Source organism: Nocardiopsis deserti (assembly GCF_008638355.1).
GTDB classification, from domain to species: Bacteria; Actinomycetota; Actinomycetes; order Streptosporangiales; family Streptosporangiaceae; genus Nocardiopsis; species Nocardiopsis alborubida.
The window spans coordinates 257,186-276,967 of sequence record NZ_VWVS01000004.1 but is presented as its reverse complement, the minus strand read 5'-3'; the positions used below and the strand labels follow the sequence as shown (position 1 = coordinate 276,967).

The following is a 19,782-nucleotide window of genomic DNA, read 5'->3' as shown; positions in this document are numbered from 1 at the left end:
GGGGACGGGGGACCGGGAGACCCCGGGAAGCGCCCGTCTAGACTCGGTCAGCACCCCCACCCCCCGTATGGAGAGGCCTCCGTGCCAGCGACCGTCACAGGCCCGGTCTGGGCCGGTAGAGGACTGGACCCACGGGGCGGGATCGATCCGCTCCGGGTGGCCCGTCCTGTTCTGGACACCGTGGACCGACTGCTCCCGGGCGTCTCCACACTGACCCACTTCGCCCGCCCCTACGCGTTCTACGCCGCTCTGGCTGAGCACTGCGAACGCGTGGGCGCCGACGAAGAGGAGCAGATCCTGCTCCTGCGCCGGGGCGAGGTGCTGATGGCGGCCGTCACGGCGGCGTGCCAGGACGCCGGACACGTCCACGACCGCGTGGCCGGGGGCAAGCCGCACGGCACCGACGGGGTCCGGCCGCACCTGGGCGACGACGGGCTGGACCTGGCCGCCTGCGCGGCGGCCCACAGCGCCGAGGCGCCGCTCCGGAGCTACTCGCCGCGCAGACTCGGGTTCTGGTCCGACTACCGGGGCCCGTGCCTGTCCCTGGGGGTGGCCTCCGGAGGCGATGCCCTCCCGCTGCCCGGTCGGCACGCGTGCCCCGAACCGGTCCGTGAGGTGTTCGCCCCGCTGTTCGGGGCGAGCGCGCACGACCACCTGTCCCGGGACCGCCTGGTCGCGCTGGCCGAGGTGGGGGCGCACCACCTCACCGAAGCCGAGGTCCCGTGGTTGGCGGGCCTGTTCACCGCCTCCGAACGGGGGTTCCACGACCCCGACTCCTGGGAACCCGAGGACCTGCACCGGCGCGCCGCCCTGCGGATCCTGGGACGTACCGCCGCGCTCTACCGCGAGCGCCCGGACTGGTCCTGGGAGTGGGACTGGGAGCGGGCCTTCCGCGCCGCCGTCGCCTACGGGGACACCGCGGTGACCGACCCGGTCCTGGGCGCCCACCCCCAGGCCCTGGGATGGCGCGGAACCCTGCTGCGCCGGTTCTCGGTGGGAGCCTGGCGTCGGCTGTGGTCGTTCGTGACCGGCTGCATGAACGACGGGGACTCCGGGTCGGGCTCGACCGAGGACGAACTCCGGGAGCGGGTGGCGTCGCTGATGCCGGACACGAGTGTGCGGGCGTTCGCGCGGGACCTGCCCGACACCACCGGGGGCGGGCACCCGGCCGCCGCGGAGGAGGGCCTCCTCGACGCCCACCACGAGGACGGCCCGCGACTCAACGTGGAGTTGCTGCTGTTGGGCGCGCGCAGAGCCGGGGAACTGGAGGGGGACGCCCACCGGGCCTTCCTGGGGCAGGCCAAGGAGTTCCTGAACCCCCTGTGGGTGGCCCAGCGCAGGGACGACCTGCTGGACCGGCCCGTCGCCGAGTTCGCCGCCGGACTGGTCTCGGACATGCTCCACCAGTCCCAGCGGGTCGCCCGGGAGAAGACGAGGATCGGGGCCGGCGGCAGGATCACCGTGTTCTCCAAGGTCCACGAGCGCAACGGCAGGTACTACAGCACCGGTGACGAGGGCAGGGGCGAACCGGCCACCCGGATCAACGAGATGGCCGGTCTGGCCCTGCAACTGGACCTGATCAGCGAGGACAGGGGACCCGCCGGGGCCCTGACCGACACCGGCGCGAGGCTGCTGGGGGTGGCCGGGTGAGCCTGCACTCCCCGCTGAGCCTGCTCCACGAGTGGCACGAACGCACCGACGGCGCTCCGCTGCGCGAGTTCCTGCTCACCGGGTTCACCATGGACCTGCCGTTCCTGGAACGCGCCGCGGTGCCCATGGCCCGTGGTCTGGGCGCGGCTGTCACCCTGCTCGGCGACGCCGCCCAGAGCAGGCACGACCCCGTGGACGTGCGCAGGGCCGGACGCGACTACACGCACGCCCTGGCCTCCTGCGGGAGGTCGGCCTTCCACCCCAAGCTGGCGCTGCTGCTCGGCGACCACGAGTTGGTGGCGGCGATCGGCTCGGGCAACCCGACCCTGGCCGGATGGGGGCACAACGACGAGCTGTGGACGGTGCTGCGCGGCGACTTCGACGGGATGCCCTACGAACTGGACGGCCTGGTCACGTGGTTGCGCGAGTGCGCCGGATCGGGGGCCGTGCGCCTGCCCGGGTACATGGTGGACCGCCTGGACCATGTGGCCGACCAACTGGAGGAGCTGCTGCTGGTCGGCGCACCGGACGAGACCGGGACGCGGGTGGTGCACAACCTCGACCGGGGCCTGATCGAACAGCTGGACGCGGGTCCCGTGGACGAGCTGCGCCTGTACGCGCCGTTCGTGGACCCCGGCGCCCGCGCACTTCGGGCCCTGGTGGAGCGGCTGAACCCGGCCCGGGTGGTGCTGGGGGTGCAGGAGTCCTCGGGCAGTTACGACGGTGACGCCCTCGCCCGGGCGCTCACCGGCACCGACGCCGAACTCCGCCTCCTGGAGGAGAAGGTGCCCCGCCACGGCAAGCTCGTGGAGTGGTCGGCGGGGGAGGGGCGGTGGGCGCTGACCGGCAGCGCCAACCTCACCGAGGCGGCGTTGCTGCGTTCCGTCCATGAGGGCGGCAACTGCGAGCTGGGCACGATCGTCCCGGTCGAGACCTCCCTGATGCCCGAGGCCACGGCTCTTCCCGTCTCCCGGCTGGCGGGGGTCAACACCATCGCGCGGTTCGAGAGCGAACACGCCTCCGGCGTGCCCGTGCCGCTCGGAGCCTTCCTGAAGGGGGAGGGCCTGGTGGTGACCCTGGCCGACGCCCACTCCGCGGACGTCGTGGTCGAGTCGTCCCAGCACGGTTCCCCCGGGACCTGGGAGGACGTGGGCACGATCCGGGCCGGTGAGGTGGAGGCAACCTTCGCCACCTGGGGCGGGGGCGGGCTGGTGGTACGGGTGCGTGTACCCGACGGCAGAGCCTCCGCACCGGTTTTCACCGTCGACCCGAAGGCGTGCGCGCGGCCGACCGGGGAGGACCCCAGGCCGCGGATGCGCCGTGCCCACACCGAGGAGTCGCTGTTCGACGACGCATCGGAGCGGGAGTTCCAACGGGACGTCCTGCGACTGGCGGAGGAGCTGGCCGCGCACGGCCTGACCGGCGCGGCGACCCGGGAGACGGCAGCCGTCGAGGACCGCTCCGGCACCGTTGGGGCCTTGTTCGGGGACCGGTGGGCGGAGTACCTCGAAGACTGCGAGAGGACCTTCGGCGTACCGCTGACGGTGAGTATGTTCGGCCACCGAACCCCCGCCGCGAGCCGAGGCGGCTCGAAGGCGGGAGAGGAACGCTGGAGCCTGGCCGGGGCCCGGGAGGAGGACGAGGAGAGCGAGGAGGGCACCCAGGAGGAGGCTCCGGAGGCCGTACAGGCGGGGGAGGCGCGCGGGAGGGGCTTCACCGACCAGCAGAAGCGGAACTGGCGCGGGTGGACCAGGCGCGCGGTGAACACCTGTGCCCCCGATGAGGGCGCTCCCGTACCGCCCCTCGTGGTGCGGCTCCTGGTGACCCGTGTGGTGGTCCGGCTGCTCGGCGGAGGCGTCTGGAGCAGCGGGGACGAGTCCTGGCGCCCCGAGCTGTCCCGTTTGGCCCGCGGGCTGGTCCGGGAGGAGGAGGCGATCCCCGACCAGGCCCTCGAACAGGCCTGCCTGGTGACCGCCGTGTGCGCCGGACTGCTGTTGGAGGACGTCCCGCTCAACGCCGGGACCCCCGAATCCCAGGAAGCCCGCACCACCTGGTCCCGGTTGCGCGAGCGGGTCGCCCTGGCCGACCCCGAACTCGACCCGGGGCTGCTCCTCGCCCCCGAGGCGCCCCACGCCCGCGTGCTCGGCCCGGCCGGGCTCGAACGGGTGATACGGCTGGCCTGGGAGGACGATCCCCTGGCGTCCGTGCGCGAGGAGCTGCTGGAGACGTCGGGCTGGACCCTGGAGACCGACTCCGGGGTGCACCGGGTCTACGGGGACTTCACCAACCCGGTTCCGGTGGCCGCCCGGGTCGCCGAGATCCTGGAGGAACACGTCGGGCCGGTGATCGTGCACGCCCAGGGCCCCAAGGCCTGGGCGCTGCTGGTGTGGAGCAGGCCGAGGATGCTGCTCGCCTCCCGCCCCAGGGGGAGCGCCTGGCGGCTGTACCGCGTCGATCCGCCCGCCACACCGTTCTCCCGCCTGGGCGGCGAGGAGCTGTCGCGGGTGGGGCTCCTGCGTACCAGCGCGCCGCTGCACCGGGCTCCGCACCCGGACGTGAGCGCCTTTCTGGACGGCCTCGGCACCGATCACATCGCCCTGTTGGAGAAGGTGGGCTTCCTCCACGTACCGCTCTGAACCGAAGCGGGCATGCGCGCTGTCGCACCCGAACACCACCGGCACAGCCCGTGTTGGAACGGTTTGCCCTGACCGCCTTTCCCCCGTTTCCTTACGAGCCCATCGTATTGGGTCCCCGTCCGGAAAACTCGGGGCGCCTCAATCAGTCGGTGGTGCCGCGCGGGATGTCGGGTCTTGCCGACCGACACCCCGCGCGCGTGGGGGATGGGTGCTACTTGACGACGGTTTCGTTGGTGACCATCACGCCGACGTTCGAGAGGTCGATGAACTTCGACTCATCGGGATTGACCTTGGTCTTGTAGTTCACGGACGCGAAGAAGGAGTCGTGGTCGTCCCACGAGTCGAACCAGATCTCGGTCAGTCCGTCGTAGGCCGGTTCCGGGTAGCCGTCGGCCGTGACCGGATGCGAGACGGCGTACCTGCGCACGTACTTTTCCGTTTCGGGAATGGAGGTGAACAGGGGTGCGTGCCTGTCGCGGTGGTAGCGCTGGAAGTCCTCGACCGTCATTCCGGGCAGACGGTTGATGAGGAAAGCGAACTTGATCACAAGGGTCCTTGGAATTGATAGGCGTCTGAAAATCCGAGATGCGGTGGGTTCACTGGTAGGTTAAACGGTGACATCAGTGTCATGGGCAAGAGGAGAGTCGATGCGGATCGGTGAGGTCGCGGAACGGGCGGGTGTCAGCCGGCGGTCGTTGCGGTACTACGAGCAACAAGGGCTCATCGAGGTTCGCCGGTCGCCGAGCGGTCAGCGCCTTTACGAGGAGGAGCACGTTCGCCGTGTTCGCCTGATCCAGACCTTCTACGCGGCCAAACTCACCAGTGCGACGATCGCCGAGTTGGTTCCGTGTATGGAGCGCTCCCCTTCACGAGCGGTGGCCCAGCGCGCGCAAGCGGTGATGGAACGTGAGCGCGGCCGGTTGCGTGTGGCCATCGAGGAGCTGTCGGCGGCCGTGACAGCGCTTGACGGACTCATCGACGCCACGGCCGCACATCAGCCAGGGCCCCGGAGTTCTCACGGTTCAGATCCGTGCGGGCTGGTCACGGGTGATTCCGTGGAGAGCGAGGCCCCTGCCCGGGTTCGTGTGCGCTCCGCGACCTGAGGCGGAGCTCCTCCGCCCTGCGGCGGCCAGCGAGCGACCGCCCCGACAGGCGACCCTCGGTCAGGAGGGGGAGGGCAGGAAAGGAACGGGAACCGCGGGGATTCTCCCTTCCGCCCTCCTCGCCGCTCGTACAACATTGAAGGAAACCTGGCCATAGGGGCTGTGTGCTGCTTCTGCGGCCGGAAGCGGCCACAGAAACACGCGTTGTGACCCTTTGTGCACTGCGGGGTCCATGTTTTTTCATGAACTGGCAAGTAACCCCCGCTATCCCCCCGAGGATCCACATGACCAACACCCACCGGTCAGGTCCGGACAGGCGCAGCATCCTGCGCGGAGCCACCATCGCCTCAGTCACCGCCGCCCTCGGTGCGGTCGGCGCCACAAGCGCCTTCGCCCGGCCAACCGACACGAGCGCCTCCGTCCAGGCGGCCCAGCCGTACCTGTACTGGCGGGGCGCCTGGGGCGCGCGCCCGCCGAGCAGCCCCATCCAGGTTCTGGCAGCCCCTCCCCGTTACATCGTGGTCCACCACACCGCGACGCCCAACAGCACCAACTACACACTCGACCACGCCCTGAACCTGTCCAAGTCGATCCAGAACCACCACATGGACACCAACGGGTGGAGCGACACCGGCCAGCAGCTGACCATCAGCCGCGGCGGCTACGTCATGGAGGGCCGCGACCGCACGCCGGAAGCCATCGCGGCGGGCAACCACGTCGTGGGCGCCCACGTGGCCAACCACAACAACACCTGCATCGGCATCGAGAACGAGGGCCTCTACACGAGCGTGGGCCCGACCACGGCCCTGACCGACGCGCTGGTGCAGACCCTGGCGTGGCTGTGCGGCGCCTACGGGCTCAACCCCCACAGCGCCATCCTGGGCCACCGCGACTTCAACGCCACCGCCTGCCCCGGCAACGTGCTGTACTCCAGGCTTCCCGAGCTGCGCGACAGGGCCACCCAGACGATGCGGGCCCAGGGCATCGCCATCGCCGCCCGCCAGGAACCGGGTGAGGACGGTCCCACCCACCCGCCCGTGCCCGACGACGAGCCGGACCGCGAGTTCTACCACGGCCCCGCCCGGGGGCCGGACGACTTCTCCCGCTAGGGGGCCGTCCGAGCAGGTACCGGCGAGGCCCCGGGAACAGGGACGCGGGCACCACAGGCCCCGGCGACCACGCGGACACAGCGCCGCGTGATCACCGGGTGCCTGTGCCCGTGCTCCTGCCACGGCTCGTCGAACCCCGCGGAGCCGGTCGTCTCCCCGGAACACCCCGGTTCGGCCACGGCGACGTGGGGGCCGCGGCTTCCGCGACGCGGACCCGTTGCGGCGTGGAGCCCGTCTTCCGGACCTGCCGCCGCTACGACCGGAGCCCGCACCCTCCGAAGGCGGACGGAGCCGGGTCCCAGCGCCCCCTGCGCACCCCGTGCCGGATACTGGGGTCCATGGCAATCATCTACAAGGCCGACCTCACCCCGAGCAAACCCGAGCTCATCGGCGCCTGGCTGGACGGCCAGCCGTGGGCGGGCCGGGGGCCCGACCAAGCGCTCGGCGCGTACCGGTTCGACGACCCGGAGGGGGAGGTCGGGGTGGAGGTGTTCCTGCTCCGGCGCGGGGACCGTCTGCTCCACGTGCCGCTGACCTACCGGGGCGCGCCCCTGCCCGGGCACGAGGACCACCTCGTCGGCACCCTGGAGCACTCCGTGCTGGGAACGCGCTGGGTCTACGACGGCACCGAGGACGAGGTGTCCCTCGCGTGTTTCCGGCGGGCGCTGGCGGGCGAGCAGGAGCAGGCGGAGCTGGAGGTCTGGGAGGACGGCCGGGTACGGGAGCGCAGGCCGCAGCAGGTCGTGGTCTCCAGGGAGTCCGGTGCCGGTAACGACGGCAGCGGGTCGGCCCAGGAGGGGCGGGTGCTGGTCCGGCGGGTCCTGGACGGTGGACCCCAGGGAAGGACACGGCTTCTCGCCCGGTGGGGCGACCAGCAGGCGGTGGTCGCGACGCTGGTCTGACCCGGGCCCTCCTGGCTGAGCAGGGCTCACCGAGGCACGTGCCCGGCCTCGGCACCGACGGATAGCCGCCCGCCGCGCGCCGACCTGTCGGCGGCGTGTGGTTGGCTCCTCCCATGAGTGTGGAGATCGAGCGGTTCGTGCGGTTGGTCAGTGCTCTGCCGGAGTGCGAGTCCAAGGACTCGGACCAGTACACGACGTTCCGCGTGCGCGGCAGGCCCTTCGGCTACCTGTGGCCGCGCACCGCGACCGTGGGGCTGAAGCAGACCCTGCTGGAGCAGACCGCGCTGGTGGCCGAGCGGCCCGAGGTGTTCGAGGTGCAGTTCACCGCGGGCGGGTTCGGCTGGGTGGTCGTCCACCTCGACGGGATCGACCTGGACGAGCTCAGCGAGCTCACCCTGGAGGCCTGGTACCTGACCGCGCCCGAGGAGTTGGTGGCCGCTCCGCCGACCCCGGCGTCCCTGGTCCGGGCCTGACCCCGGGCCAGGGCCAGGGCCTTCGCCCGGTCGCGTGTTCCCCTTCCGGAGCGACCCCGCCGGACGTGCCCGGGTTCAGGGGAGGCCGTGTGAGGGCAGGGGTCGCCCCGGGGCCCGAGACGGTGGCGATGAGCCCGTGTGGAGCGGCCGTCGACCACGTGGAGCCGGTCGTTCCGCTCGGGCGGCGTCCACGGTCAGCGGTCCAGGAGCTCCTCGGCGCTGGTGCCGGGAAGGGCGACCGTCACCTGCGTGTCCCACGGGTCGCGGAGCACCACCGACCCGCCGGTGTCGGCGTGGGCCAGCTTGTGCGCCCTCAGGCGCGTGACGAGCGCGTCGAGGTCCTGCCGCGCGGGCACGGTGATCGCCACGTCGCCGAGCCCCAGACTCGCGGCGCGCGGACCCGCGCCCGCGCTCTGCCAGGTGTTCATCGCGACGTGGTGGTGGTAGCCGCCCGCCGACGCGAACAGCGCGCCCGGGTAGGTGTCGACCGTGGTCTCGAACCCGATCGCGTCGACGTAGAAGGCCCTGGCGGTCTCGATGTCGCCGACCTGCAGGTGGACGTGTCCGACACTGCCCGCCCGGCGCGGCCCCTCGGCGACGACCGCCTCGTCGAGGTGCGTGCGCAGGTAGTCGTTGGGGTCGAGGTACAGCGTGCCCATCCGCAACCGCCCCTGGTCGTACCTCCAGGCCGAACGGTCCCGGTCGGTGTAGAGCTCGATGCCGTTGCCCTCGGGGTCGGTGAAGTAGAAGGCCTCGCTGACCAGGTGGTCGGAGGAGCCCACGAACCGGCTGCGCGGCTCCTGCGCCGCGCGGTAGACGGTCGCGGCGAGTGACGCCGGGTCCTCGAACAGGAACGCGGTGTGGAACAGTCCGGCCTGGCGCGCGTCGACGGCGGGCAGCCCCGGGGTGGAGACCAGCCGCACCATGGGGGTCCTGCCGCGGCCGAGCACACGGTGCACCTCGCGGCCGTGTGCCCGTTCCTCGACGGGCTCCAGGGCGAGCGCGTTCGCGTAGTACGAGGTCATCGACTCAAGGTCGCCCACGCGCAGGGTCACGGCGTCCATGCCCGTGCCGTCGCTCAGGTTGCGCTCGTCGGGGGACGGTGCCTGCGGTGTCGACTCCGCCGAATCGGACATGGTGGTCTCCCAGGTCAGTAGGTCCGAGGGGTTCCCTCGTGTCACGAAGGGTCCCGGGCCTCGGAGGATGAGGCGCCTTTGCCCGAACAACACCATCCTAGGGAAGTTTCTTCCTTGTCAATTAAATATCGTGCGGACCTCCTCACGGGCCCCACGTCGGGCCCCCAGAAAACCACGCGTCAGGAAGGAGAGCGCGCTCTCCGTGAGGCCGGGCGCCGACGGTCACGGGCGGGCAGGGCGCCGTGGACGACAGCGGCAGTGGCGGAGGAGCGCCCTCCGGATGCGGTGTGGGGGGATGCGACCGGCCCGTCCACCGCGCGAGGCCTCGCACCCCGCTTGCTCCGGCGGCACAGGACCCGGCTCAGAGCAGGGCGTGGCCGTGGGCGGCCACGAGCGGGGCCAGGTCGGGGACCCCGAAGCGCGTGCTCAGTTCCTTGAAGCGGGTCACCTTGTCCTCGCCGAAGCGGGCGACGGACGCGGCGTAGGAGTCGGCGGAGAAGAACACCGGCGGGTTGCGCTTGCTGTGGAACTTGTCCGCATACATCACCAGCTCCTCCTCGGCGGACTCGGCCACGTAGTCCCCCTCCGGGAGAGGAAGCCCCTGGTCGCGGATGTCCTCGCGGGTCAACCCCACGCCGGTGTGGTGCGAGCAGAACCGGCACAGCGCCTCGGGCAGCCCCTCACCGGCCAGGACCTCGTGGCCGAGCACGCCGTGGCTCACGTAGCGCGCGTGGTCGAGTCGACCGGAGGAGTCGTAGAGGCGGTAGACCCCGATGTCGTGCAGCAGGCACCCCGCCCGGACCAGGGCGCGGTCCAGCGCGAGGCCGGAGCGGTCGAGCAGCTGCTCGGCGACCGCGCACACGATCTCGCAGTGGGTGTGGACGAGGTCGAACGCCTCCCGCGTGGGGGCGTACCTCTCGTGCAGCGCGCGGATCTCTTCGTCACTCGGGATCACCATGCCCCGAAGGTAACCGGCACGGAAACCGTTCGAGGACGGGGCCGCGGTGCGGCACCCTCCCTGGGTGAGCGGGCACGGCCGTTGTCGGGTACCGCCGCCCCGACCGGCCGGGATCCGCTCCTCGCAAGGAGATGGCCGCGCACGGCGTACGGGTCGAGGAGGAGACGGTCCTGGACGACCCGCTGGCCGACCTCGGCCCGGTGTGAGGGCCGCCGCGTCTCACGCGGAGGCGGCGGTGTGCCGGGCGATCCAGGCCGCCGTGCGCCGGGGGTCGGCCAGGTCGTCCCAGAAGCGCTCGGGATAGTTGAACCACTCCGTGAACTCGTCGGCCAGGGAGCGGTTGCGGCTCAGCTCGCCCAGGAACTCCACGAAGTCCGCGGGCAGCGCCTCCAGGTTCTCCATCAGCAGGTTGGTGGTCCGGAACGCCGACAGGACGCGGTCCTGCCTGCGCATGTCCACGTGCTCGACGAAGCGGCGGTCCAGGACGTCCTGGCGGACGACCTCCTCGGCGAGCACCCACGCGGCGTGGGAGGCCATGTTGGCTCCCTGTCCGAGCAGGGGGTCCACGGTGACGTGCGCGTCGCCGAGGGCGAGCACGACGGTGCCGTCGTCCAGCACCGTGTGCGTGCGGCGCACCACGGGGGTCACCGCGCCCTGGAGGATGCCGCGCGGCCCGTCCAGGGGGCCGAACTCCGTCGGGTCGATCCGCTCGGAGCAGTCCGGATAGTGCTCGCGAAACAGCTCCAGGGCGAGGTCGCGGTAAGCCTCGGGGGCCTCCTCGTAGGGGGTGGTGGCCAGGGCCTCCAGGGCGGAGCCGCGGTGGTTCTCGATGACCAGGGCCATGACCAGGCCGCCGTCGGTCCAGGTGGGGATCTCGATCATCTCGCCCGCGCCCGGGGAGACGTGGAAGGTCACCTGGGGGACGGGCTGCTGGGCGACGCCGGTGAACAGACCGGCGCACAGGGCCCTCCCGGGGCGGGTGAGGGGCGGGTGCGCGGGGTCGCGCTCGAACATCTCCGCGAACGGGCCGCGTCCGGTGCACACCACGACCAGGTCGAACCGGGAGGCCAGGGAGGGAAGGTCGTCGGGGGAGAGGCGGCCGAGCACGAGTTCCCCGCCACGCTCGGCGAAGTCCTCGGTCAGCCGGGGCTGGTAGATCCGGTAGTCCACGGCACGGCTGGGTGCGCGGAAGCGGCCCCGGAAGGCGGTGGGCTCCGGGCCCACCCGGTACTCGTGCCCGGGGTAGCCGAACTCCTGAGCCGGCCAGTGGTCCACACCGAGGGCGCGCTCGCGTTCCACGGTCACGGCGTGGTGGGCGACGGTGTTGAGCACCTTCGACCGCCGCTGTTGGTCCGGTGAGCGCTCGGTGAAGAGGGTCACCTCCACACCGTGCCGCAGCAGGTGCAGGCCCAGGTGCAGGCCCGCCGTCCCGGCGCCGACGATACCGATTCTCTTGCTCACGTCTCTCCTGGGGCAGGGGCGGTGCGCGGGCGGGGGACGGGGCGCCCGGGTGGGCCGGGGGTCGGGGGAAGCGCCGTTCTCCTCACTGGTGGTGATCGTACGGAACATGTCCCGGCTCGGCCAGGGGTGTGCGCACGGTTCGGTGGGCGGTCCGCGATCCGGTGGCGACCGCATTTCCGCGCGGACTCCTCCTTCCCCCTTGGGGGAGCCCTCCTTGGGGAAGCTTCCCTCGGGGAGCCCGTGTTCCTCCCGCCGCAGAGGCAGCACGGGCGGCTTCTGCCCAAGTGAAGTGTGGGGCTTTCGTGTTCGCAGGGTGATCGTGTGATCCTCTTGGGTAGCTGTGGTGGCAGTGGCTGTGTCCACGCGGGCGTGCGGAGCCCGCCGGAACCGGAGGTGGCGGGAGGGGCATGCGGTCTCTGAGCGGTCTCGTCCGCGCCGGGCTGCGGTGGGTGGCCCGCGCGGGGTCGGCGGCGCTGGACCGCCTGTCCGTGGACGGGGGATCGGTGGTGCAGGCCACGGTCGCCTCGACCGCGGCGTGGATCATCGCGGGCGGCCTCGTCAGCGACCACTCCCCGTTCTTCGCGCCGATCGCCGCGGTCATCGCGCTCAACACCGCGGGCGGGGAGCGGGGGACCAACGCCGTGCGGATGCTGCTTGGCGTGGTCATCGGCATCGTCGTCGGTGAACTGACCCTGGTCGTCACCGGCGGAGGTTACGGGGCTCTGGCCGCTGCCACCGGCGTGGCGATGGCGATCGCCGTCGCCGTCGGCGCAGCCCGGCTCGTGATCGCCCAGGCGGCGGCCGGCGCGATCCTCACCGTGGCCTTCGCCGAGGGCCACATCGGGTTCGGCAGGCTCACCGACGCCCTCATCGGGGCGGGTGTGGCGCTCGTGGTGAGCCAGGTCCTGTTCCCCGCGCGCGTGGTCTCGCGGCTGCGCCGGGCCGAGGCGGCCGCGCTGGCGGAGATGGTCCGCCTGCTCGGCGTGACCGGCCGCGCGCTGGAGGAGGACGAGGACCCCTCCCTGTGGACGGTGGACCGCCTGGGCGCTCTGAGCAGGCCGATGGCCGACCTCAGCCGCGCACGCGAGAACAGCCACCGCGCGGTGCGCTGGTCCAGTGCGCGGTGGACCGACCCCGAGCCGCTGCGGTACGAGGACGAGAGGATCGACCGGCTCATCATCCTCGGGGAGAGCTGTCTGTCGCTCGCACGGACCACCGCAGCCACCGAGACCGACGAGCGCCGACGCCTGGCGCCGGTGGTGTGTGAGATGGCCTCCGTGCTCGATGTGCTGGCCGCGGACCTCGGGGACCGCGCGGCACGCCAGCGTGCGGTCGACCGGGTGCTCGCCCTGGTCGGGCCCTTCGACGAGGCGGCGGACGACCCCGTGACCGGGGCCGCCCACCTGTACGTGCGGATGGTCGCCACCGACATCATGCTGTTCGCCGGTCTCGAACCCGAGGGGGCCGAACGGGCGCTGGCCGGAGAGGACGAACCGACGCGGGTCGCCCACCCGCCGCGTGAGCCGTGGCTGCCGTTGGCGCCCCGGGCGCGCGCCCGGTTCGGGGGCCGCGTCCGGCGCCGCCGACCGTTCCGGCGCTCGTGAAGGGTCCGGGTTCGGCAGCGGCTGCCGCCCGCTTCCGGTCTTCCGGCGCTCCCGAAGGGGCCCGTTCGCGCCGGGCGCGAACGGGCGTGATCCCGGCCCCTAGACAGTGTTTTTTGGGACCTCCGCTTCGCTTCGGCCCGTGTTCGGGCGCCCGAAGCACGGGAATCGGGTTGGAGCAGGCAGGGTGGTGTCTACAGCGGGTTCGCTCGTGCCCACCCGTCGCCCGCCACCTCCAGAACCCCGTGGGCGCCCGAACCAACCCCCCACAAGCTGAGGCCGGTTCAAAAAACAGGCCCTAGCCGTCCGAGGGCAGTTCGGAGTGCCCCAGGTGGTGTTCGGGGGCGATCCGGTCCCGGACGAGGCGCTTGAGCTCGGCGGCGTCGGTGAAGGCCGCGTCGGTCCGGCGCGACCACACGCTCTCCCCGTCCAGGCGCACCTCGAACACGCCGTTGGTGCCCGGGATGAGCGCGACCTCGCCGAGTTCGGCCTCGAACGTGGTCAGTAGTTCCTGTGCCATCCAGGTGGCCCGCGGGAGCCACCGGCACCGGGTGCAGTACTCGATCTCCAGCCGCGGTTCCTTGACCTCCATGACTCCCAGCATGGCACGGAGCCGGGCCCGGGAGGGAGGCCGGAGCGCATTGTCGGGTCGGTGCGGGGCGGTGTTGCCCGTACGTGCCGGGCCTTTGGCGCGCTCGTGGTGGGAAGCCTCCCCGTCCACCGTGATCCGGAATCCTTCCGGAAGTAAGGGCGGTCGACCGCGGGCGCGTCGTGTCTCCAGGTCGCTGAACAGGGGATATGCCGCGCAGAAGGAGGTGCGTGCTTCAAGTTGTCCGGAATCTTCCGGAAATTATTGACAACGCAACGGAGCCGGACGGACACTGAGCCTGTGACGGGGCTCACGGTCCCCGTCGGGTCGGATCACCCCCGATCCGGTCCTCCGCACGCCTCCTGACCCCCCCCAACGCACGAGGAGGAAGCACTCATGCACGATTCCCCCGCACCCCCGCGCAGCCGCGGACAAGGTCGCGCCAGAACGCTCGTCGGCCGGGTCTGCGCCGTCGCGGTCGCACTGGTCACGACCCTGGCGCTGCTGCCCGGCACCGCCAGCGCGGCCATCACCACCAACCAGACCGGCACCCACAACGGCTACTTCTACTCCTTCTGGACCGACAGCCAGGGGACCGTCTCCATGGAGCTGGGCTCCGGCGGCAACTACAGCACCTCCTGGAGCAACACCGGCAACTTCGTCGCCGGTAAGGGCTGGCCCACCGGCGGACGCAGGACCGTGAACTACTCGGGCAGCTTCAATCCGTCCGGAAACTCCTACCTGACGCTCTACGGGTGGACGAGGAGCCCGCTCGTGGAGTACTACATCGTCGACAACTGGGGCACCTACCGGCCCACCGGAACGCACATGGGCACGGTCACCAGCGACGGCGGCACCTACGACATCTACCGGACGATGCGCTACGACGCCCCCTCCATCGACGGCATCCAGACCTTCCCCCAGTACTGGAGCGTGCGCCAGTCGAGGCGGACGGGCGGAACCATCACCTCCGGAAACCACTTCGACGCGTGGGCCCGCGCCGGAATGAACCTGGGCAACCACGACTACATGATCATGGCCACGGAGGGCTACCAGAGCAGCGGCAGCTCCAACATCACGGTGGGCTCCGGCGGTGGCGGTGGCGGTGGCGGTGGCGGTGGCGGCAACCCCGGTGGTGGCGGCTGCACCGCGACCCTGTCCGCGGGCCAGCAGTGGAGCGACCGGTACAACCTCAACGTCTCGGTCAGCGGTTCGAGCGACTGGACCGTGACGATGAACGTGCCGTCTCCGGCCAGGATCAGCTCCACGTGGAACATCAGCGCCAACTACCCCAGCTCCCAGGTGCTGACCGCCAGGCCCAACGGCAACGGCAACAACTGGGGCGTGACCATCGACCACAACGGCAACTGGACCTGGCCGACGGTCTCCTGTAGCGCGAACTGACCCCCGACACCACCGACACCCCGCCCGTGGCGCGGCGGCCGCGGCCGCCGCGCCACCCAGGGCGACCCGTGGGAGGGTTCCCGGCGCCGCACCGCGCGGCACCGGGAGCCCTCACGTGCCGTGGAAGAGGGTGAGGTCGACCGCGGGCGCGTCCGTGTACACCACGCCCCGTTCGGGCGGGACGGGCTCGCCCGAGGCGGAGTCGGTGCAGTGGGCGTCGAACATCCGCGCCTCGTCGAGGGGCACCAGGGTCCGGTCGGCGACCGTCCAGCCGCGCACCAGCGTGACGGGGACGTCGACCCCGTCGGGAAGCGTGTGGGAGATCCGGTCGGTGGGGCTGCGCAGCACCACCGCCGCGAGGCCGCCGCTGGTGAGGGCGGCGCACAGCCGCTCCACCACCGCCGGGTGTTCGACCTCGAAGCCCTCCTCCCGGCGTTCGACGGAGGTGACCAGCACGCGTCGGGTGTGCAGGGTCAGGAGGTGTTTCGTGCCGGGCAGGTCGTCGAGGAGGGCGGACAGCAGGGCGTGGGCGTGTGAGGAGAGCATGCCTTGAGTATGCGCGCGCCGACGTGGCCGGATCGGGTTGTCCACAGGCCTGATCGGGGGAGATCGGGGTTCTTTCCGGGGACCACCGGTAGTGGACTGTCCGGAAGCGTTGCCGGTGTGGCGCCGGGGACTCTCTTCCCCGGTGATCTTGCTCCTGGTGCCACTGTGGGCCGTCGACAGTGCCTCTGGGAGCAAGATCATCCTGGATACGCGCGCCCCGGTGAACCTTTCCGGTCACCGCGGGAGGAGAACCAGAGCGGTGTGCCGATCGGCCTCCGCCGGTGAACGCGGGGCCGCCCGGCCCCCGGTTCCGCTTCGGGTTCCGGCGGCCGGGCGGCCCCGAGCACGCGCTTCCGGCTAGTGGACTGTCCGGAAGCGTTGCCGGTGTGGTGTCGGGGGCTCTCTTCCCCGGTGATCTTGCTCCTGGTGCCACTGTGGGCCGTCGACAGTGCCTCTGGGAGCAAGATCATCCTGGATACGCACGCCCCGGTGAACCTTTCCGGTCACCGCACTAGGGCTTGCGGGCCACGCCGCCGTACTGGGCGACCTCCTTGGGCGCTCCCAGGCCGGTGGGCAGCGGGCGCCACAGGGACGCGGAGACCACGCCGGGCTCCGGCAGTTCCGGACCGTCGAAGAAGCGCTCGACCGCCTCGACGGTGCGCAGGTGGATGGGCTGGCTCGCGCCCTCGTTCCACGCCTTGGACGCCTCGATGGTCTGCGGTCTCGTGCTCGTGCTGTCGCACAGGGCCAGGAAGCTGCCCGAGGGCAGCGCGTCCACGTAGGCGCGGGCCAGGGCGTGGGTGCCCTCGTCCGCAGGGAAGTGGCCCGGGGTGCCCATGAACGTCAGCCCGATCGGCTGGGAGAAGTCCAGGTACTGGCGGGCCTGCTCCAGGAGGGGCCGGGGTCGGTCAGGTCGGCGTCGACGTACTCGGTCGATCCCTCGGGGCTGCTGGTGAGCAGGGCGCGGGCGTGGGTCAGCACCAGGGGGTCGTTGTCGACGTGGACGCCCCTGCACTCGGGCGCGGCGGTCCGGGCGGCCTCGTGGGTGTTGTGGGCGGTGGGCAGGCCGGTGCCGGTGTCCAGGAACTGGCGGACGCCCTCCTCCATCAGGTGCGTGACCGACCGGACGAGGAACTGCCGGTCGGCGCGGGCGGCCTCCACGATCCCGGGGAAGGCCTGCGCGATCTGCTGGCCCAGCTCCCGGTCGACGGGGTGGTCGTCCTTGCCCTCCAGCCAGTGGTTCCACACGCGTGCGGAGTGGGGGGCCGACGTGTCGATGGGGGAGTGGTGGTCATGGTGTCCTTGCGGGGAAGTGGGCGTCGCGCTGCAATCGTCCTGGCCCGGTAGGTACCACCGCAACCACGAAACCCTTGCGTCACAGGGGTTTCCGAGCGACGATTCGTGCCCTCAGCTGTCCCCGCGCGGCCCAGACACGTCCCCGACACGGTCCCGGACCGGTCGCGTCCCGTCCCCCGGGCCCGCGTGTGCGGGTCCGGCCAGGTGGGGATGTCTAGCATGGAACCCATGAACGAACTCTCCGCAGAGCAGACGGGCCGGGTCATCGCCCTGGCCATGGACCTCGCCCGAGAGGGGCGCACGGAGGAACTGCTGGAGTTCCTCGACCACGGCCTTCCCGTGGACACCCGCGACGAGCAGGGCAACACCCTGGTGATGCTCGCCGCCTACCACGGACAGGAGGCCGTGGTCCGCGCCCTCGTCGACCGCGGCGCCGACGTGGACCTGCGCAACGACCGGGACCAGACTCCCGTGGCCGGGGCGCTGTTCAAGGGGGAGGAGGGGATCGTGGCGGTGCTCGTCGCCGCGGGCGCCGACCTCGACGCGGGCACGCCGAGCGCCCGCGCCGCGGCCGAGATGTTCGGCCGTGCCCACCTGCTGCCCTGATCCCGCCCCCGGGGGACCGCGCCGTCGCGGTCCCCCCGGGGGCGAGGGCGCCCAGGACCGGGTCCCGCGACAGGCCGAGCCGACGCGGTCGGGGCCGCGTCGGCTCGGTGGATCGGACCCGGTTCGGGTCCTCACGCCCTGGTCGGGACTTCAGGCGTTGCTCAGACGGCGTCCGAGTTGGGGTCGGTCGCGGAGACCTTGCCCGACTGGAGGGCCTCGATGGCCTTGCGCACGCCCTCGCCGTAGGCCGGGTCGGCCTTGGTGCAGTTGCCGATGTGGCGCTCGATGGTGGCCTGGGAGGCGCCGTCGATCGCGCGTGCGGTGTTCTCGAACAGGCGCTGCTGCTCGTCCGCGTTCATCAGGCGGAACAGGTTGCCCGGCTGCTCGAAGTAGTTGGCGTCGTCCTCGCGGTAGTCGAACCGGTCGGCGGTCGAGCCGATGGCCTGCGACGGCTCGGCGTAGGCGGGCTGCTCCTGCCAGCGGCCGTAGGAGTTGGGCTCGATGCCGGGCACGCCGCCCTGGTTGCCGTCCACGCGCATCGTGCCGTCGCGGTGGTAGGTGTTGACCACCTTGGCGCCGCGCGGGTAGTTCACCGGGATCTGGTGGTGGTTGACGCCCAGGCGGTAGCGGGCGGCGTCACCGTAGGAGAACAGGCGGCCCTGGAGCATGCGGTCGGGCGAGAAGCTGATGCCCGGGACGAGGTTGGCCGGGGTGAAGGCGGCCTGCTCCACGTCCGCGAAGTAGTTCTCCGGGTTGCGGTTGAGCTCGAACTCGCCGACCTCGATCAGCGGGTAGTCCTTCTTGGACCAGACCTTGGTCAGGTCGAAGGGGTGGAAGCGGTAGTCCGCCGCCTCGGCCTCGGGCATGATCTGGACGTAGAAGGTCCACTTGGGGTTCTCGCCGCGCTCGATGGCGTCGAACAGGTCGCGCTGCGCGGACTCGCGGTCCCCGGCCACGACCTGGGCGGCCTCCTGGTCCGTGAGGTTCTTGATGCCCTGCTGGGTCCGGAAGTGGAACTTGGCCCAGAAGCGCTCGCCCGCCTCGTTGATGAACGAGAAGGTGTGCGAGCCGAAGCCGTGCATGTGGCGGTAGCCGTCGGGGATGCCGCGGTCCGACATCACGATGGTGACCTGGTGCAGGGCCTCGGGGAGGTTGGTCCAGAAGTCCCAGTTGTTCTCGGCCGAGCGCAGGTTGGTGCGCGGGTCGCGCTTGACGGCGCGGTTGAGGTCGGGGAACTTCAGCGGGTCGCGGAAGAAGAAGACCGGGGTGTTGTTGCCGACGACGTCCCAGTTGCCCTCCTCCGTGTAGAAGCGCAGGGCGAAGCCGCGGATGTCGCGCTCGGCGTCGGCGGCGCCGCGCTCACCGGCGACGGTGGAGAAGCGGGCGAACATCTCGGTCTGCTTGCCGACCTCGGAGAAGATCGCGGCCTTGCTGTACCGGGTGATGTCCTGGGTGACCGTGAAGGTACCGAAGGCCCCGGAGCCCTTGGCGTGCATCCGACGCTCGGGGATGACCTCGCGGTCGAAGTGCGCGAGCTTCTCCAGGAACCACAGGTCCTGAAGCAGCATCGGGCCGCGCGGTCCGGCGGTCAGGCTGTTCTGGTTGTCGGCTACCGGGGCGCCGTTGGCCGTGGTCAGCGGCTTCGTGTTGTCCTGAGACATGAATTCCTCGGTCCTAAGGTGGGATCTTTCGGTGCCGCGGTCAGGGCACCGGGCGTGTGTCAGGCCTTCTGGCAGTCGGGGCAGACGCCCCAGTAGGTGACCTCGACCTCGTCTATGGCGAAGCCGTGGTCCTGTGAACCCGTCATGCAGGGCGCGGCTCCGGTGGCGCAGTCCACGTCCGCGATCGTGCCGCAGCTGCGGCAGACCACGTGGTGGTGGTTGTCGCCCACCCTGCGCTCGTAGCGCGCGGGCGACCCCTCCGGTTCGATCCGCCTGACGAGTCCGACGTCCGTCAGAGCCTTGAGCACGTCGTACACCGCTTGTGTGGACACCGCACCGAGCTGGCCGCGGACCGCCTGGAGCACGGTGCTGGCGTCGGCGTGCGGATGAGCCCCGACCGCCTCCAGGACCGCCACTCGTGGCCGGGTCACGCGTAGCGAAGCCCCCCGGAGGAGGGCCTCGGTCTCCGTCTGGTGCATGCGCCCATTGAACCACTTTTCTGGAATGATTCCAACAAAGGGGTGCCTAACCCTGCTCCGCCCCCCGCGCGGCGGGCCCTGGCCGCTACGACAACACGATCTTCCACCGGGTCGTCAACGGCTTCATGGTGCAGGGCGGCGGGTTCGCGCCCGGTCACCGGGTGCGTGCCGC

At 71.4% G+C, this 19,782-nt stretch carries 17 protein-coding genes and 2 pseudogenes; 10 read left to right on the top strand and 9 right to left on the bottom strand.

The window, feature by feature from the left end; translation table 11 throughout:
- The first annotated feature begins 180 nt into the window (after window positions 1–180).
- Both FYW99_RS13935 and FYW99_RS32340 read left to right on the top strand, forming a co-directional pair.
- Entirely contained in the window at window positions 181–1,650 is a 1,470-nt protein-coding gene (locus FYW99_RS13935; protein ID WP_150252471.1) for a hypothetical protein, read from the top strand.
- A complete protein-coding gene (locus tag FYW99_RS32340) occupies window positions 1,647–4,286 on the top strand; it encodes a phospholipase D-like domain-containing protein (RefSeq protein ID WP_223839006.1) in 2,640 nt (879 codons plus the stop codon). The genes FYW99_RS13935 and FYW99_RS32340 overlap by 4 nt, the downstream gene beginning before the upstream one ends.
- 211 nt (window positions 4,287–4,497) lie before the next feature.
- Here the strand turns inward: FYW99_RS32340 and FYW99_RS13920 are convergent, their stop codons facing one another.
- Entirely contained in the window at window positions 4,498–4,833 is a 336-nt protein-coding gene (locus tag FYW99_RS13920) for an EthD domain-containing protein (protein ID WP_150252470.1), read from the bottom strand.
- Between the two features lie 100 nt (window positions 4,834–4,933).
- Between FYW99_RS13920 and FYW99_RS13915 the strand changes: the two genes are divergently transcribed.
- The 4 genes from FYW99_RS13915 (at window position 4,934) to FYW99_RS13900 (ending at window position 7,873) form a co-directional block, all read left to right on the top strand.
- Window positions 4,934–5,389 carry a MerR family transcriptional regulator gene (locus FYW99_RS13915; protein WP_150252469.1) on the top strand — a complete coding sequence of 152 codons (456 nt, stop codon included), beginning with the start codon at window positions 4,934–4,936 and terminating at the stop codon, window positions 5,387–5,389.
- Between the two features lie 284 nt (window positions 5,390–5,673).
- Entirely contained in the window at window positions 5,674–6,498 is an 825-nt protein-coding gene (locus tag FYW99_RS13910) for a peptidoglycan recognition protein family protein (protein ID WP_150252468.1), read from the top strand.
- Window positions 6,499–6,836: 338 nt separating this feature from the next.
- On the top strand, window positions 6,837–7,400 hold the full coding sequence (locus FYW99_RS13905) for a CG0192-related protein (RefSeq protein ID WP_150252467.1): 564 nt from the start codon (window positions 6,837–6,839) through the stop codon (window positions 7,398–7,400).
- A 113-nt stretch (window positions 7,401–7,513) separates the two neighbouring features.
- A complete protein-coding gene (locus FYW99_RS13900) occupies window positions 7,514–7,873 on the top strand; it encodes an MmcQ/YjbR family DNA-binding protein (protein WP_061080172.1) in 360 nt (119 codons plus the stop codon).
- Between the two features lie 194 nt (window positions 7,874–8,067).
- Here FYW99_RS13900 and FYW99_RS13895 read toward each other — a convergent pair whose 3' ends face one another.
- The 3 genes from FYW99_RS13895 to styA all read right to left on the bottom strand — a co-directional run bounded on the left by FYW99_RS13895 (window position 8,068) and on the right by styA (window position 11,428).
- Window positions 8,068–9,009: a VOC family protein gene (locus FYW99_RS13895; RefSeq protein WP_150252466.1), complete on the bottom strand. Its 942-nt coding sequence runs from the start codon at window positions 9,007–9,009 to the stop codon at window positions 8,068–8,070.
- A 361-nt stretch (window positions 9,010–9,370) separates the two neighbouring features.
- Window positions 9,371–9,967: an HD domain-containing protein gene (locus FYW99_RS13890; protein ID WP_150252465.1), complete on the bottom strand. Its 597-nt coding sequence runs from the start codon at window positions 9,965–9,967 to the stop codon at window positions 9,371–9,373.
- 219 nt (window positions 9,968–10,186) lie between these two features.
- Window positions 10,187–11,428, bottom strand: a complete 1,242-nt coding sequence (gene styA / locus FYW99_RS13885) for a styrene monooxygenase subunit StyA (protein WP_150252464.1) — start codon at window positions 11,426–11,428, stop codon at window positions 10,187–10,189.
- A 407-nt stretch (window positions 11,429–11,835) separates the two neighbouring features.
- On the opposite strand from styA, the gene FYW99_RS13880 reads away from it, so the two are divergent.
- Window positions 11,836–13,032 carry an FUSC family protein gene (locus FYW99_RS13880; RefSeq protein WP_150252463.1) on the top strand — a complete coding sequence of 399 codons (1,197 nt, stop codon included), beginning with the start codon at window positions 11,836–11,838 and terminating at the stop codon, window positions 13,030–13,032.
- A 295-nt stretch (window positions 13,033–13,327) separates the two neighbouring features.
- Here FYW99_RS13880 and FYW99_RS13875 read toward each other — a convergent pair whose 3' ends face one another.
- Entirely contained in the window at window positions 13,328–13,621 is a 294-nt protein-coding gene (locus tag FYW99_RS13875; RefSeq protein WP_150252677.1) for an Rdx family protein, read from the bottom strand.
- A gap of 393 nt (window positions 13,622–14,014) precedes the next feature.
- Here FYW99_RS13875 and FYW99_RS13870 point away from each other — a divergent pair, with 393 nt between their 5' ends.
- Window positions 14,015–15,022 (top strand): glycoside hydrolase family 11 protein, encoded by a 1,008-nt coding sequence (locus FYW99_RS13870; protein ID WP_150252462.1) that lies wholly within the window; start codon window positions 14,015–14,017, stop codon window positions 15,020–15,022.
- Window positions 15,023–15,133: 111 nt separating this feature from the next.
- On the opposite strand, the gene FYW99_RS13865 is transcribed toward FYW99_RS13870, so the two are convergent.
- Complete coding sequence (locus FYW99_RS13865) at window positions 15,134–15,568, bottom strand: hypothetical protein (RefSeq protein WP_150252461.1); 435 nt, start codon at window positions 15,566–15,568, stop codon at window positions 15,134–15,136.
- A 511-nt stretch (window positions 15,569–16,079) separates the two neighbouring features.
- Window positions 16,080–16,846: pseudogene (locus tag FYW99_RS13860) on the bottom strand (SAM-dependent methyltransferase).
- Between the two features lie 246 nt (window positions 16,847–17,092).
- Between FYW99_RS13860 and FYW99_RS13855 the strand changes: the two are divergent.
- Window positions 17,093–17,470 (top strand): ankyrin repeat domain-containing protein, encoded by a 378-nt coding sequence (locus tag FYW99_RS13855; protein WP_150252460.1) that lies wholly within the window; start codon window positions 17,093–17,095, stop codon window positions 17,468–17,470.
- A 161-nt stretch (window positions 17,471–17,631) separates the two neighbouring features.
- Here the strand turns inward: FYW99_RS13855 and FYW99_RS13850 are convergent, their stop codons facing one another.
- Window positions 17,632–19,131, bottom strand: a complete 1,500-nt coding sequence (locus FYW99_RS13850) for a catalase (protein WP_150252459.1) — start codon at window positions 19,129–19,131, stop codon at window positions 17,632–17,634.
- Between the two features lie 59 nt (window positions 19,132–19,190).
- Window positions 19,191–19,610, bottom strand: a complete 420-nt coding sequence (locus FYW99_RS13845; RefSeq protein WP_061080189.1) for a Fur family transcriptional regulator — start codon at window positions 19,608–19,610, stop codon at window positions 19,191–19,193.
- 92 nt (window positions 19,611–19,702) lie between these two features.
- Between FYW99_RS13845 and FYW99_RS33075 the strand changes: the two are divergent.
- Window positions 19,703–19,759 (top strand): annotated as a pseudogene (locus FYW99_RS33075) (peptidylprolyl isomerase); the annotation flags it as partial.
- Between the last annotated feature and the right edge of the window lie 23 nt (window positions 19,760–19,782).

What these genes read in the sequence shown, in the direction of transcription:
- FYW99_RS13905 (WP_150252467.1), top strand. Translation starts at nt 6,837, where the DNA reads ATGGCAATCATCTACAAGGCCGACCTCACCCCGAGCAAACCCGAGCTC.
- FYW99_RS13850 (WP_150252459.1), bottom strand. Translation starts at nt 19,131, where the DNA reads ATGTCTCAGGACAACACGAAGCCGCTGACCACGGCCAACGGCGCCCCG.
- FYW99_RS13870 (WP_150252462.1), top strand. Translation starts at nt 14,015, where the DNA reads ATGCACGATTCCCCCGCACCCCCGCGCAGCCGCGGACAAGGTCGCGCC.
- FYW99_RS13890 (WP_150252465.1), bottom strand. Translation starts at nt 9,967, where the DNA reads ATGGTGATCCCGAGTGACGAAGAGATCCGCGCGCTGCACGAGAGGTAC.
- FYW99_RS13895 (WP_150252466.1), bottom strand. Translation starts at nt 9,009, where the DNA reads ATGTCCGATTCGGCGGAGTCGACACCGCAGGCACCGTCCCCCGACGAG.
- FYW99_RS13855 (WP_150252460.1), top strand. Translation starts at nt 17,093, where the DNA reads ATGAACGAACTCTCCGCAGAGCAGACGGGCCGGGTCATCGCCCTGGCC.
- FYW99_RS13875 (WP_150252677.1), bottom strand. Translation starts at nt 13,621, where the DNA reads ATGGAGGTCAAGGAACCGCGGCTGGAGATCGAGTACTGCACCCGGTGC.
- FYW99_RS13910 (WP_150252468.1), top strand. Translation starts at nt 5,674, where the DNA reads ATGACCAACACCCACCGGTCAGGTCCGGACAGGCGCAGCATCCTGCGC.
- FYW99_RS13880 (WP_150252463.1), top strand. Translation starts at nt 11,836, where the DNA reads ATGCGGTCTCTGAGCGGTCTCGTCCGCGCCGGGCTGCGGTGGGTGGCC.
- FYW99_RS13915 (WP_150252469.1), top strand. Translation starts at nt 4,934, where the DNA reads ATGCGGATCGGTGAGGTCGCGGAACGGGCGGGTGTCAGCCGGCGGTCG.
- FYW99_RS13900 (WP_061080172.1), top strand. Translation starts at nt 7,514, where the DNA reads ATGAGTGTGGAGATCGAGCGGTTCGTGCGGTTGGTCAGTGCTCTGCCG.
- FYW99_RS13845 (WP_061080189.1), bottom strand. Translation starts at nt 19,610, where the DNA reads ATGCACCAGACGGAGACCGAGGCCCTCCTCCGGGGGGCTTCGCTACGC.
- FYW99_RS13865 (WP_150252461.1), bottom strand. Translation starts at nt 15,568, where the DNA reads ATGCTCTCCTCACACGCCCACGCCCTGCTGTCCGCCCTCCTCGACGAC.